This window comes from Specibacter sp. NPDC078709, from assembly GCF_040686795.1.
Lineage (GTDB): Bacteria > Actinomycetota > Actinomycetes > Actinomycetales > Micrococcaceae > Specibacter.
The window spans coordinates 859433-873762 of record NZ_JBFBLU010000001.1 but is presented as its reverse complement, the minus strand read 5'-3'; the positions used below and the strand labels follow the sequence as shown (position 1 = coordinate 873762).

At 58.1% G+C, this 14330-nt stretch carries 12 protein-coding genes; 8 read left to right on the top strand and 4 right to left on the bottom strand.

Annotated features, from left to right (window positions below):
• The first annotated feature begins 94 nt into the window (after positions 1-94).
• The 8 genes from AB0P14_RS03785 (at position 95) to AB0P14_RS03750 (ending at position 10671) form a co-directional block, all read left to right on the top strand.
• Entirely contained in the window at positions 95-1717 is a 1623-nt protein-coding gene (locus tag AB0P14_RS03785) for a DUF726 domain-containing protein (RefSeq protein ID WP_363837909.1), read from the top strand.
• 1473 nt (positions 1718-3190) lie between these two features.
• Complete coding sequence (locus AB0P14_RS03780; protein WP_363837907.1) at positions 3191-4519, top strand: extracellular solute-binding protein; 1329 nt, start codon at positions 3191-3193, stop codon at positions 4517-4519.
• Positions 4520-4533: 14 nt separating this feature from the next.
• Positions 4534-5493, top strand: a complete 960-nt coding sequence (locus AB0P14_RS03775; RefSeq protein ID WP_363837904.1) for a sugar ABC transporter permease — start codon at positions 4534-4536, stop codon at positions 5491-5493.
• Positions 5494-6357 (top strand): carbohydrate ABC transporter permease, encoded by an 864-nt coding sequence (locus AB0P14_RS03770; RefSeq protein ID WP_363837901.1) that lies wholly within the window; start codon positions 5494-5496, stop codon positions 6355-6357.
• A gap of 75 nt (positions 6358-6432) precedes the next feature.
• Positions 6433-7470 carry a LacI family DNA-binding transcriptional regulator gene (locus tag AB0P14_RS03765; RefSeq protein ID WP_363837899.1) on the top strand — a complete coding sequence of 346 codons (1038 nt, stop codon included), beginning with the start codon at positions 6433-6435 and terminating at the stop codon, positions 7468-7470.
• Positions 7467-8360: a ribokinase gene (locus tag AB0P14_RS03760; RefSeq protein ID WP_363837896.1), complete on the top strand. Its 894-nt coding sequence runs from the start codon at positions 7467-7469 to the stop codon at positions 8358-8360. Before AB0P14_RS03765 ends, AB0P14_RS03760 begins: the two co-directional genes overlap by 4 nt.
• Before the next feature lie 84 nt (positions 8361-8444).
• On the top strand, positions 8445-9419 hold the full coding sequence (locus AB0P14_RS03755) for a nucleoside hydrolase (protein ID WP_363837893.1): 975 nt from the start codon (positions 8445-8447) through the stop codon (positions 9417-9419).
• 318 nt (positions 9420-9737) lie between these two features.
• Positions 9738-10671, top strand: a protein-coding gene (locus AB0P14_RS03750; protein WP_363837890.1) for an IS5 family transposase whose coding sequence is annotated in 2 segments (ribosomal slippage) — positions 9738-10133 and positions 10135-10671 — 933 coding nt in all. Because the reading frame shifts where the segments join, the coding sequence is not laid out codon by codon here.
• Here the strand turns inward: AB0P14_RS03750 and AB0P14_RS03745 are convergent.
• From AB0P14_RS03745 to AB0P14_RS03730, 4 genes are read right to left on the bottom strand one after another with little or no spacing between them, the layout of a single operon-like run.
• Positions 10668-12002: an NAD(P)/FAD-dependent oxidoreductase gene (locus AB0P14_RS03745; RefSeq protein ID WP_363837887.1), complete on the bottom strand. Its 1335-nt coding sequence runs from the start codon at positions 12000-12002 to the stop codon at positions 10668-10670. The two genes, AB0P14_RS03750 and AB0P14_RS03745, sit on opposite strands and share 4 nt — an antisense overlap.
• A gap of 25 nt (positions 12003-12027) precedes the next feature.
• Positions 12028-13227 (bottom strand): M20 family metallopeptidase, encoded by a 1200-nt coding sequence (locus AB0P14_RS03740; protein WP_363837884.1) that lies wholly within the window; start codon positions 13225-13227, stop codon positions 12028-12030.
• Positions 13217-13888, bottom strand: a complete 672-nt coding sequence (locus AB0P14_RS03735) for a DUF1028 domain-containing protein (RefSeq protein ID WP_363837882.1) — start codon at positions 13886-13888, stop codon at positions 13217-13219. The genes AB0P14_RS03740 and AB0P14_RS03735 overlap by 11 nt, the downstream gene beginning before the upstream one ends.
• The gene (locus tag AB0P14_RS03730; RefSeq protein WP_363837879.1) at positions 13885-14304 is read right to left on the bottom strand and encodes a RidA family protein; all 420 of its coding nucleotides are present in this window, start codon (positions 14302-14304) and stop codon (positions 13885-13887) included. The genes AB0P14_RS03735 and AB0P14_RS03730 overlap by 4 nt, the downstream gene beginning before the upstream one ends.
• Between the last annotated feature and the right edge of the window lie 26 nt (positions 14305-14330).

Here is a 14330-nt window from a genome sequence, read left to right as displayed (position 1 = left end):
AGCGTAGTCGCAAATAGTGTCTGAAGTCCCGAGAGTGCGATGATTGAACTCTGCTCCACCGCTACGGGTGGTCCACGTATTGGGGAAGATAAACATGCAAAAATCCAATGTTATGGCGCGGGTCCTCGATGGGAATCGCTTGGAGTGCCACATAGTCTCCCCCAAGGGGCAAGAACTGACGTTGTCCGGACTCACCACAGACGTTGAGCCACAAGTTGGTGCAGGAATGCTTGGCGCCAATCGCCTCCTGATGAACCATGCTTGGATTTTTGCAAAGGCCAAATTTGACGCCGTGAACCTGCCCGACGAAGAACAGCAGAAGAGTGCTACTGCACGTGCCAAGAAACACCGGAAACTTGCCGAGTGGATTGCCGACATAGCAGAAGATGTCACGGATGTGAAGAAGCATGCCTGGTGTTCCGCCTGCTTTGGCCAGCACAACCACTCGAAGGTAAACGTATCAGTCACTCAACTGAATACATTCGTGTGTGATGGTTGCGGAGCGCCTGGCTCGCCCTGCATGGGACCCGTGTGCCAGAACATGGCTGTGCGCGTGCCTGGGGCCGTTCAGGTAAACCCTTACTGCGCCGAACACAGCCATAGAATTACCGGTTTTGAAAAGGCCGATCGCAAAATGGGTGCCCTCAATAATTACGAGGAGTTCCTAAAGTACGACAAACAGAACCTGTCCCGCACCACCAAAGTTGTGGGACTCGCCGGTCTGGGAATTGCTGCGGCTACACCCATCGCATTTTTTGCCGCACCAGCGATTGGCGGGGCTGTGGGTGCTGCTATTGGTGGCTACACGGGGGCTGCTGCCACCAGTTATGGGCTCGCCTTGCTGGGCGGCGGTTCACTGGCCGCAGGCGGATTGGGCATGGCTGGCGGAACACTTGTCGTCACGGCTGTCGGCTCTGCATTGGGAGGGGTTCTTGGTGCCTCCGTGGTGAATGCCTATGTCAGCGAAGACAAATCGTTCCACATCGAAATGCTGCAAGGAGGAACGGGCGTACCTGTAATTGTGTGCAGCGGATTCCTCAACGAAGGCGGCAAAGGGTGGGGAGGGTGGCATAACGTCATCACCGGCCGGTATTCCGACTCTCCTGTATATCGCGTTCACTGGGGTTCCAAGGAACTCAAGCACTTGGGGTTGCTTGCTGGGGGAGGTGCGGCCCAGGGCCTGGGTATGGCGGCTATAAAGGAAGCGGCGTTGAAGGCCGCGAAAGTGGCTGGAAGGAAACTTGGCCCCATAGTGCCAGCATTGGTGGCAACCGATGTGGCCAAGAACCCCTGGAGCGTTGCCAGGAATCGTGCGGAGAAGACAGGTGCAATTGTGGCCGACCTGCTGGCCAGAACCGACGCGGAATCTTACGTCTTGGTGGGCCACAGCCTTGGAGCCCGAGCCATGATCATTGCCGCCGAGACGTTGGCCACCAAGCCTGGAGCCCCGAAGATTCAGGCAGCCCACTTCCTCGGTGCCGCGGTAGGGGCCAAACGCGATTGCCACGTCCTATCTGCGACCGTTGAAGACGCCGTCTACAACTACCATTCGAACAACGACAGCGTCCTGAAGTACGCCTACCCCATTGTGGAGGCGGGCAAAGAAGCCGCCGGCCGCGTAGGTTTCATTCCTGGCACCGACAAAGTTCAGAACATCGACGTTTCGACTATGGTGAAGGAGCATTCTGACTATCTCAAGACCGTCAGTTTGAGGTAACGCCCAATACATCGAGATCGCCGTGGCGCCATACTCGGGGTGCATCAAGAGTAAAATGATTGGCACAGTAGTGGCGGCTGACCGGCTATGCTCGGGGTTCGTGCAGCAGTCGGGTGTGACTTCCGACTGGGCCACCTGAAACCTACCTGTTTGAAGGAAAAACAACGGCAATATAGTAGCTATCGTTGTTGCGCCTGATCCTTAGGAACAAGCACCAAAAGCCATGAATGGCAAGGGTGAATGGACCCTCGGTCCTACAGCGGGGGTCATGGGTTCGAATCCCATAGGAGGCCCATTGGTGGTCAGTAGCCTTCAAAAGCCCACAATGTTGAGGAATTTGAAGGCCTTGATGACGTCGGTATGGGAGCATTTCAACCTGGGCCATCTTTAACTCATACTTTTGAGCTGGAATTTCAGTCAGTTTTCGGCTTCGGGCGCCGTCGTGTTCACCCATTTGCCGGCTTGAAATGGGTTCTCACAAGCTGATGTCTCGCGTATCCGGTAGGCCCTCGCCTCGGGGCGGTGGGCCCCGCGAAATTTACCTGTCCATCCGCTGCCATTACCGTGCCCTGGTGTTCAACGGGCTCCGCGCTACGCGAGCCGTGAATGCCGCCGGGTAGACGCTCGCCGCTGCAGTCGTGGTTGGCTCGCTTCGTACTCTCGGCAGGGGCGGCCGCCATGGGATCCGGTATTCGAACCTTTTGAATGCAAGGGTCGTCGGTCGAATCCGCTGGGGTGTTGGTATGCTCCGCTGCATGCATCCGTTGACAGATCTACACCCGGTTTTTTCGGTTTGTACGCTCGGTCATCAAGCGGCAGTCAAGGATCTGCGTGTTCCACAACCTGGCCCTTCTCCACGCGATCAAACGGACTTGCTATTTCCCCGTGGTACCGCCCCCGCCTGACACGTGGCCCACGGCAACAAGTTTTTTCCCCTACTCATCTGGCTTCCTGTCAAAAATCCATGTGCTTTTTGCCAACTAACGGTCAGGCTGTCGGTGCGCTAATGAACGTAACACCATTGGCACCTCGGACGCACTCACTGGGTAGTTGTCGCTGAGTGTTTGAATCCGGCTGCCGGATACGGATCATCTGAGGTTCCGAAACGCCAAGAACTGCACAATTAGAAAACCGCACAACGCCGGAAATTGCTGCAGCTGCCGAAATGAATCACCCAACTACGCGTCGATGGGACTTATCGCAAGGTCAATAGTCGGTGGGACAGGCTGGAGAGCTGCCTTGGTTCATTGGTTTTTGATATGCGGGGCATCGGAATAATGAATTATTCAGAGTGTTGTGAGCTGGGCTACTCTGATGTGAGTCAAGCCACGGTGGCTGTCGGGACCAGCATTGGCCGTGTGGACATCACAACTTACAACCGGTACCAACCCAGTTTGCACGGGTCATGTAATCGTTTACAAAACGTTTTTGTAAACGATTACATGGGCCCCACCAATGACACAAGGAGTTCAGATGAAAAATGGCGTCAAAGTAGCCGCTGCGGTGCTGGCAGCCTCCCTGCTTGCAATGACGGGATGCTCGTCAGCCGGTGATTCGGCTGGTGGGCCAGGCCCCATCACCAGTGAATGTCCAGCCGGAGTCACCACGTTGAAGGTGCTGACCTCCGAATTCGGATTTCCGAAGCCATCCCAAATCGAGGACTACGCAAAGATCCAGCCCTGTATCAAATTTGATGCAGAACGAGTTCCGTTTGCGCAGTTGTCAGAGAAGATATCGGTAGCGGCCTCGTCCAACAACCAGCCTGACATTATTGGTTTTGACGGTCCCTGGACCCAGAACTTTGCTTCCTTGGGAATTTTGGCGCCGCTGGACCCCTATCTTCCCTCCGGATGGAAAGATGACGCAGTCTCAGCAACTGTTACGGAACAGTCTTACAAGGACCAGCTGTATGGCATGGGAGTTCAACAAGACAGCCTGGCGCTGTTCTACAACAAAAACCTGACTGACGCGGCAGGGATCAAGGTTCCCTCCAAACTTGAGGATGCATGGACCTGGGAAGAAGCCCGTGATGCCATGGCGAAATGCCAGCAGGGTCCCGCCGAAAACCCCACGGTATGGGGCTGGGCGCCCAACCGGTGGAGCCCGGGATTCTCGTACCGCGACCAGTTGTTCCTGCGTTCTGAGGGTGACCCGAAGGCACCGAAAGACTCCACAGCCTACAAGACCTACTATGCGATTTCCGATGACGGAAAGTCCGCCTCGGGTTGGCTCAACACTCCAGAGGCGATCAAAGGTGCAACGTTCTACCAGAGCCTATTCAGTGGTCCAAATGCCGTCGCATCCCAGACGGCCATCCCGAACTCACTCATCGATCAGCGCAGCTGCTTCGACATTGAGGTGGTGGGCATGATTGACATCCTGAACAAGGCAAATGTTGATTTTGAATGGGGCATTGCACCGCTTCCCTTCATGAAGACTCCGATCGCCCACACCGGATCCATCACCATGGGGGTCCCTGCAAAGTCCAAGAACAAGGAAATTGCAGGCAAAACCATCGTGGAAATGAGCACCGGCGCGATGCTGAAGCAATACTCCGAGCAGACCTTTGCCCAGCCAGCGCTGAAATCCACGGCAGCCGAGGTCCCCGCACTCAATGAAGAACCGTATGTTCTCTTCACCCAGGAGATCCAGCAGATCGGTGTGCCCCGCCCCCCGTCAGCCCACTATGTCCAGTACGACCAATTTGTGGGTGAAGCGTTGAAAGACATTGCCTATGGTGCCGATCCGAAGACTGCCTTGGACAAGGCAGCTTCACGCATCGACCCATTTCTTGCCAAGTAAGTAGCCGAGGAAAAATGACTGACACCCTCCCCGATCGCCGACAAAAAGGACGATCCATCGCCCTTCCCAAGACTGGGGAGGGTGCCGGGCGAAAACGCCGCCCTATGAACAGGCACGACGTCATAGCGGCCGCTGCCTTCCTGTCACCTTTTCTGGTCCTTACCCTGGTGTTTCAATACATTCCACTCGCTGTACTGGCGCGAGACAGTGTGCATGAGTACACGCTCTTCAACCCCGAAGCGGCGACTTTTGTGGGTGGCAAGAATTTCGCCAGAATTTTCACTGACCCCGATACACTGCAGTCCTTGGGAGTCACGTTCATTTTCATGATCGGATTCCTCTTCCTGGTTGTACCGCTGGGACTCATGGTGGCGGTCTACATCAACGGCAAGATGGCTGCCCGTGGACTGGTCAGGACGATCATCTTCCTGCCCGTTGTCACGTCGTCCGTTGTTGTTGCCACTATGTGGACGTTCATCTTGGCCCAAACAGGCTTGCTCAATGGAATCCTGAGCAGCTTTGGCATCTCACCGGTTGCCTTTCTGACGAACAAGGATACGGCGCTTGTCGCCATCATCGTGATGTGCGTTTGGCAGCAGTTGGGCTTGGCGGCGGTCCTCTTTCTGGGAGGGCTTCAGTCCATTCCGGCGGACGTGCAGGAAGCTGCCGAGATTGACGGCGCCGGTGCCTTCAAGAAATTGGTTCATATAACGATTCCCATGCTGTCTAGAACAACAATGCTTGTCGTGGTCATGATGACGGTGTTCGGGCTGCAAGCCTTTGCCCCGGCATTTATCATGACAACAGGTGGACCTGAGGGCAGCACGAACTTCATCATGTACCACATTTATCGAACGGCTTTCTTCCTTCAGGACCCTGGATTTGCCTCAGCAATCTCCATCGTCGTGCTGTTGTTCGCCCTTACCATCAGCCTTGTCCAGATGAGGTTACTCAAGACGAAGTGGAATTTCTAAATGGCCATGGATATTAAAACCCCTCAACAGCGCAGGACGCTGAAGCTGGTCTGGTCCGGTGTCATCCTGGTCATTGTGCTAGCAGTATTCCTGCTGCCCTATCTGTGGATCGTTTCTTCTGGGTTCAAACAGCAAACCGAAATCTTCCGCGACATGTCACCGGTCTCGTGGCGGACATTTTTCCCGAGCAATGCCGTGATGGACAACTTCATTGAGTTGTTTACCGTCAAGGGTGTCGGAACAGCAATGACGAACTCCTTCCTAGTGGCTGCCATTGAGGTCGGTGGCGCGTTGATCGTCTGCACCACCGCGGCATACGCTCTAACCAGGATTCAGTTCCGCGGTCGTGGAGTCGTATTTGCCCTCATCCTGGCAACATTCATGCTTCCCGTTGAGGCCATGGTGGTGCCCATGTACAGGGTCGTGTCAGGGATGGGCATCCAAGACACACTCTGGGCGGTTGCCCTTCCCGGCGTCGCCAGCGTATTCGGCCTGTTCCTGCTCCGGCAGTCGTTCGAGCAGATTCCAATTGAACTTGATGAAGCAGCCAGGCTTGACGGAGCTGGCCACGTGAGGATCTTCTTTTCCATCATTTTGCCCAATGTGAAGACATCGCTGGCAACATTGATTCTTATCAAGTTCCTCTTTTCATGGAACGCGTTCCTGTGGCCACTTGTAGCAATACAGACGCAGGCGAAGCAAGTGATCCAGGTCGCCATTGCCCACTCGGCTGCTCCCGACTACCTTCCAAACTGGGGCCTGACCTTTGCGGGGGCTGCTGTCGCCACTCTGCCCCTGCTGATTTTGTTCTTGCTCCTGCAGCGGTACTTTGTCAAGGGACTGGCAACGACAGGCATGAAATAGTCGCTGGCGTAGGCTCCCTTCCAGGGAACTATCAAACCCTGGCCATGTCCGGCTTTGTATGAGGTGAGGCACAAGATGGCGATTGTTTCCATGCGGCAAGTAGCCGATAAAGCAGGAGTGTCAACGGCGACAGTATCTCGTGTACTGAACAGTACGACTGCCGTGAGTGAACAGGTGCAGATCCGGGTGCGGCAAGCCGTGGAAGAACTGGGGTACGAGCCATCTGCCGCGGCCAAGAGCCTGCGACTGCGCCGCAGCGGCATGCTGGGGCTCGTCCTGCCGTCATTGCGCAACCCGTTCTTCCCGGACCTCATCGCTTCTGTCACCACGGTTGCCGCTGACAGGGGATATGGCGTCCTGATAGCAGTGTCGGAGAACCCTACGGATGAAGTCCTGAGAATGGTCCGTTCCTCAACTGTCGATGGCATCGTCGTAGTGGGAGCGACCTCCGGCCGCGACACCGTCGCCGGGGTCAACGAAATCAATGTTCCGATCGTCGCTTTTGACCGGGCTCCATCGCAATTGCGGACCACTGTATTTTCCGTGGACAACGAACTGGGTGCCGCGACTGTTACCCAGCACCTGATCTCCAAGGGCCATAGCAGAATCGCACATATTTCCGGTCCTCGGGGATTGGGCGTTTCGGAACAGAGAGCCAGGGGTTTCCGGCGAGCTTTGGAGAAAGCCGGATTGGAGGACTACCCGGAATTCAGGGTTTTCGGGGATTTCACGGAAGAATCGGGGTTTGCAGTTATTGATCAACTGTTTGATGTTGCTCAGCCGCCGACTGCCATTTTCGCTGCCAACGACATGATGGCCATTGGCGTGTTGTCCGCCCTGAAAGTCAAAAAAATCGCCCCTGCCGGCGTTGCTGTTGCCGGCTTTGATGGCCTAACAATTTCCAGGTACGTATCGCCGCGCTTGACCACTTACCGGCAACCAATATCGGAGCTGACCATGCTATGCATCCAGCAACTCCTGCTCGCTGTTGAAGCCCAAGATCCAGGGATGCTTTGCGGTCCCCACGATGAACAGGTCACCCAACTTTTGCCAGGGCAACTCGTCGTAGGCGAGTCAAGTGATGGCGTATTTTTTGATAAGGATATTTTGTGAATTCGGTATTGGTTTTTGGATCGATCAACCACGACACCATTGTGTCGACACCCAGGCGGCCTCAGGCCGGTGAAACGCTGCTGGGCCATTCCGTGACGACCCAGCCAGGAGGCAAGGGGGCAAATCAAGCCGTGGCTGCTGCTCGTTTGGGTGCGCGCGTCAAAATGTTCGGTTCTGTAGGCGCGGATGCCGCCGGTTCCATGATGGTGGATAGCCTGGCCAATGAGGGTGTGGACGTTGTGGGCGTTCTGCGCGCACAGGTGGAGACAGGTGCCGCAATTTTGACGGTTTCTGACGATGGGGAGAACTCGATCATCGTTATTCCAGGTGCCAACAAGCACGTAGGAGAATGGCAAGTTCAAGAACTCGAAACCACCGTCAAACCTGGCGACGTAGTTGTTTTCCAGTTGGAAATTCCACTTGCAATTATTGCCCCGGCACTCAAGGTCGCACAGGATGGGAACGCCCGAACAATACTCAACGCCGCCCCAGCACACGAGATCACCAGCCTTCTTCCGCAGGTGGATATTTTAGTGGTCAATGAAACCGAAGCTGAATTGTTGGGTGGTTACCCCGTTGCATCGGTTGCTGAGGCACAGCGTGCAGCCGCCAACTTCGCGAATGCGTACGAGGTCGTCGCCATCGTCACGTTGGGTTCGCTGGGCTCGGTCGTGGCCGAAGGGGAAAACCTTCTTCATATTCCCGCTGTCAGCGTTGACGCTGTTGACACCACAGGAGCCGGTGATACTTTCGTTGGCGCACTGGCGGCGTTTCTGGCTGACGGAATGAGCATTGCAGAAGCCGCGCATATGGCGTCCCGCGCCGGTGCGATTGCTTGTGTTGCACTCGGAGCACAAGCCTCCATGCCCACGCGGGCTGCTCTGCTCTAAGGACCACCGGGCAGAATACGCCGGAGTTCCACCCACCGAATATCTGCCATTCCCAACAAACCAATTGACAAGGATCGCAACACCATGAAGCACATCATTCTTGATACGGACCCTGGCGTCGATGACGCCGTCGCAATTCTCCTCGCTTGCGCCTCGGAGTCGATTGAGCTCCACGGCGTGACCACGGTCGGCGGCAACGTTGGCATCGACGCGGTAACGGCCAACGCGCTGGCGGTACTTGAACTTGCAGGGCGCCCGGACATCCCCGTATATCGTGGAGCGGACCGTTCGCTGTCTCGCGAGACGCAGCGCAAGTCGCTCGCTCACGGAGACGACGGTCTGGGCGGGTGCCGCCCTGCCTTATCGGAGGATGCAAAGCCTTCCGAGATTGATGCGGTGACGTTTTTGACAACCCATGTGCGGGAAAATCCGGGTACGATCACCATCGTTGCAATTGGCCCGTTGACAAACATCGCAGCGGCAATACAGGCGGACCCGTCATTTGCCGGCAACGTCAAGGAAGTTGTACTGATGGGCGGCGCTGAAGGAACAGGCAACGTAACACCCTCGGCCGAATTCAACTTTTGGCATGATCCGGAAGCAGCCGAGATTGTCTTCACTGCAGGATTCGCCTCACTAACCATGGTGGGACTGGACGCGACGCATCAGGTCTTCATGACTCCCGGCACCCGAGAACTGGTGCGGCAAATCGGTACTCCTGCTGCTCAATTCATTCACAAGATCACCAGACTTTATACGGACTTCTACTGGAAGCGCTATCGCGAAGTGGGCGCTGAGCTCTGCGATGTCCTAGCCATCGCGTATCTCATCGAACCGGATCTCATCCAGATGGTTCCCGCAGAGGTCGAAATTGCTACGACTGGCATCTGCGAAGGACGATCAGTGGTCGCACGGACCGGCCGCTATGTGGAACGGACCGCTAATGCTGAGGTCGCCACGAAGGTCCAGACTCGGCGGTTCTTTGAGCTGCTGCTCACCACGCTTTTCCCTGCAGACCACGCGGACATTTCCCGAATAGTGGATCACGAATACCGCTAGCCGGATCGCCGGCCCAGGTGACCCCTGATCCTGTTCTGCCTGCCCGGGCCGGTCCGGTCCGGGCAGTGGGTCAACCATCAAGGCCGTATTCCGCTGACCGCAAACAGCCCGTCTGTTTGGTACCTGCGGGGACTTATCATGAGCGGATCTGTCGAATACCCTGGATTCCATGTTACTGCTTCCCCGCCGCGGAAGCGGGGCATTTTTTTGTAGCAGCAGAGAAACCCTCGGGATCCCGGTCGCCTGCCGAGAACCCAAGGGTTTCTCTTGGGAAAGTATTAGCCTTCCTGTATGGGCGGATCTAGGGCGTGTCTCCTAATGCCTGGTTCCGGGCTTTTACATAATTTTCGGGTGTCTTCTCGTTATTCTGTTTTGTCTGATGCCCAGTGGGAGTTCATTGCCCCGTTGATGCCGAGTTCGTCGGGGAAGGCTGGGCGGCCGTTCAATGACCACCGGCTCACGACGGAGGGCATCATTTACCGGTACCGCGCCGGGATTCCTTGGAGGGATCTGACACCGCATTTTGGTGCGTGGCAGTCGGTGTGGAAACGCCACCGCCGCTACAGCCTGGACGGAACGTGGGACCAGGTCCTGGCCGCCTTGCTGACCCGTGCCGATGCCGCGGGGCTGATCAGCTGGGAAGTGTCCATCGATTCCACGGTCAACCGTGCCCACCAGCACGGCACGAACCTGCCCCGCCACACAGGGGGACCTGTCGAATTACAAAAACCTGCTGGATGAACCCGCCGACCATGCCATCGGCAAGTCCCGCGGCGGACTGACCACCAAGATCCACGCCCTGGTCGACGGCAACAAACGCCCGCTGGTGTTGCTGCTTGGCCCCGGCCAGGGCGGGGACGCGCCCATGTTTGAAAACCTCATGGAAGCGTTGAGAGTCGAGCGGGAAGGTCCCGGGCGGGCGCGAACCCGCCCGGACCGTGCCATGGCCGACAAGGCCTACTCCTCCAAAGGGATCCGGTCCTACCTGCGCGCCCACGGCATCCAGTGCGTGATCCCGGAGAAGGAAGACCAGAAAGCCAACCGCAAGCGCAAGGGATCCGTCGGCGGGCGGCCCGTCGCCTACGACAAGGAAGCGTACAAACGCCGCAACGTCGTCGAGCGCAGCTTCAACACCCTGAAGCAATGGCGCGGACTGGCCACACGCTACGACAAACTCGCCCAAACCTACCGATCGGCCGCCGTCCTGCAAGCCGTCGTCATCTGGACCGCAGCATTAGGAGACACGCCCTAGAGTGCGTAGGCATCCGCCGCTGTCGGGACTGGGCCCGCGGTGTCGCCCTGCCCCGTGGTTTCAATACCATTGTCTGGCGTGGTGCTGCCCAGATGCTCCAGGTATCCGCGCTGGATCATGATCTGCTCGGCAATGTATTTCGCATCGTGCCAGACACCCCAAATGAAACTGGAGCCGCGGTGCGACTGCCAGGGCAGTCCTAGGAAATAGACTCCGCTTTCTGCCGAAACGCCGCGTTGGTGATTGGGTCGGCCATTTTCGCTGACGGCATTCGTCGGCAGCCAGCTGTAGTCGACGGCGAACCCCGTTGCCCAGATAATGGACGTGATCCCCGTGGCTGCAAGGTCGATTTCCAGCGTCGGGTTACTGACGCAATCGGGATCGGCGCCTAGGACGTGGGCTTCTGGCTCCTCGGGGAAGTCCAGGCTGTTGCGTTGAATGTAGGCGTCGGCCTCATCCAGCACGGACAGGTAATTTGCGTCACCGTTGGCAATGTTCCGAGCCAGATCCTGCGAGAATCTCAAGGACCCGTCCTTGTAGGACTCCGTACGGCCCACGAGCTTGATGCCGCTGGCGGCTAGGGCTCGGAAGTCCACTGTATGCCCACCGTTGGCGCCACTGACGGCGATCGTGACGTGTTCGGCGCCCTTGGGGGGAGCCACGGCCGACCACTTGTTCAGGACGCCAAGCCACCAGACAAAGTCCTGTCCGCGATACTGGCGCGGCGGCCGGTCATGCGGACCAACAGAGAGGATGACGTCACGGCCTGAGCGTCGCAGTTCCTCGGCGATCTGGACGCCGGAAGAACCGGCGCCCACAACCATGACGACACCATCGGGCAGCTGTTGCGGGTTGCGGTACGAGCTGGAGTGCATTTGCTGTACGTTGCTGTCCTCCGGCACCAGGGCGGGGATGATGGGTTTTTGGAATGGCCCGGTCGCCGCCACCACGCTGCGCGCCGTGATGGTGCCGTCAGAAGTCTCCACGATGAAACCGGAAGATTCCTTATTCCTGATGACCTTCTTAACCTCCACCCCGCAGCGTATGGGTGCATCGAATTTTTCGGCATAGGCCTCAAAATAGGCGGCCACACGATCCTTGGAGGCGAACGCGTTTTGGTTCATGCCGTCGAATTCCAGGCCCGGGAAGCGGTCATGCCATGCCGGTCCGTTGGCCACGAGCGAGTCCCACCTCCCGGTGCGCCACTTCTCGGCAATGCGATCCCGTTCCAGGACAAGGTGCGGCACGCCGCGCGCTGTCAGGTGTTCGCTCATGGCGACTCCGGCCTGTCCTGCGCCAACAATTAGGACTTCAGTCTCGTGGCTAGGCATGGCAGCCTCCATTTTCATAGTTTGATTAGTTGGTTTTGTTTTGACTTGCTGACCAGGGGCCCACATATTCCAGCGCTGTTAGTGCCAGTGCTGCGGCGCCGTCGTGGATGGCACGATTGGCCGCCTCCCCAATGCAGTGGGCAGCGAATTCGGGCTGGTGATTTGCCGCGGGGAAGCAGCCCAACCCAATGTAGGGGTGGATTGCCGGGACAATTTGGGACACATTGCCCATATCGGTCGACGCCCGGTTCATTGTTGCCTGTTCGGGCGGTGCGTCGAAGCTGCGGCCTAGGGACTGGGCCTGTCGGGTGTAGATTTCCAGGGCCCGCGTTTCGGTGCGGAATTCTGAATAAGGCTCGGATTCCGGTGTGATTTCCAGTTCGCAACCGGTGGCCAGGGCGCCGGCCTCAAAGCATCTATTGACGCGCTCGTTCAGAGGTCCGAGTTCGGACAGGGATTCCGCCCTGACGTACCAGCGGCCCTGTGTGATCTCGGGGATGGCATTAGGTGCCTCACCGCCACGGGTCTGAATTCCATGGACGCGGGTTTCCCGCGGAAGCTGCTGGCGCAGCAAGCCGATAGCCAACTGTGCGATGAGGAAGGCATCGTTGGCGTTGACCCCCTGATCTGCGTAGGCTGCGGCATGGGCCGACTTCCCGCGGTACTCCACATGTTGGTGAGCGACGGCGAAAGGGTCCGCCACGGCAGAGTCGACGGGGCTGGGGTGGACCATCATTGCTAAGTCGAGGCCAACAAATGCGCCTTTCTTCAGCAGCTCTATCTTGCCGCCGCCGCCTTCCTCCGCGGGTGTTCCGTAGAGTTCAATGCTCAGGTCGAATTCTGCGGCGAACTCTGCCAGTGCGCAGGCGGCCCCGACGGATGCCGCGGAAATAATGTTGTGCCCGCAAGCATGCCCCAGTCCGGGGAGGGCATCGTATTCGGCCATGAGGCCGATCCGCCGGCTGCCGGTGCCCAGGACTGCCCTGATGGCCGTGGGGAATCCAAGATAGGCGCGTTCGACGCTGAATCCGCGCCCCTCCAGGAACTCAGCCGTCCAAGCAGCGGCCTGGTGTTCCTGCCAGCCGAGCTCCGGATTGGCATGGATGGTCTCGGAAAAGGCGACGAGGGCTGGGTGCTCTTCCCTGACGGTTGAAAGCACGCGTTCTCGCGCACAGTCTGACAGCGGCTCAGCGGTGCCCACGCCGGCCGGGTTGCTACCGATCATCGCCCGGCACCCCGTATCCCTCCGACAGCTGCGGGTCCAGCCCGCGGGTCACATAGGCATCGCGCTGCGGAAGCCAAATATCTAGGATCCTTCCGAGCTCGGCGACGGGGTCATCGTGCCAGTCGACGCGAAGGTCGGTATCTCGCCAGCCATGGCCTGAGACCACGGCGAGCCCCGCCGAATGCACCGGGCCAGCTTCACCTCCTGCAGCCACGGCGCCGTTCAGGCCTGCCAACAGCTTGACTTCCAGATCGCCGCCGGATGATTCGAACGCGTCGCAGGCAGCCTGCAGCACGCCGTCGTCCGAGAGCATGTTGCCGGCACTGACGCAGGACGGGCCACGGCCCTCGCCGAACGTACCAAGCGTCCTGCCGCCGTGGTGGACAGCGGAATCACCACGAGAATCGAGCACCACCAGTTGGCGGAAGTCGATGTCCGGCGTTTCCGCGACCACAGAGTCCAAGGCCTGGCGGGCGGTGTCGCCGGCTTCGAGCCGGTCAAGAAGCTTCGTGCCCAGTCGTGGATCGGTGATATTTTGGGAACTGACGGCGCCTACTCCGTCGCGCAGGTGTACGCACCGTGCTGCGACAGCGGGGGAGGATGACGAGACGGCCATGCCGAATCGACCGGAGCCATCGGTGCCGACAATGCAGAATGTCATGCCTGCTCCTGCGAAAGTACGGCAGTGGCATCGATTTCAACGAGCCATTCGGGACGGGCCAGTGCACTGACCACCAAGCCGGTAGAGACGGGGAAGACGCCCTTTAACCAGCGACCTATGGTGCGGTAAACGGTTTCGCGGTAGCGCGGGTCGATCAGGTAGATCGTGACCTTCACGATGTCCTCGAGGGTGCCACCGGCTTCCTCAAGCAGCATCTTGATGTTGGCCATGGCCTTTTCCGTCTGCGCCTCGACATCACCGATGCCTACCGATTCACGCGTGTCCAGATCCTGACCGATCTGCCCGCGCAGATACACCACACCCCCGGCCACTACGGCCTGGCAGAGATCATTGTCCAAGTTCTGCTCCGGGTACGTTTCCTTGGTGTTGAACGTGCGAATGCGGGTGTGTTTCATGTGCGTCCTCAGGTGGGTGCTTATTC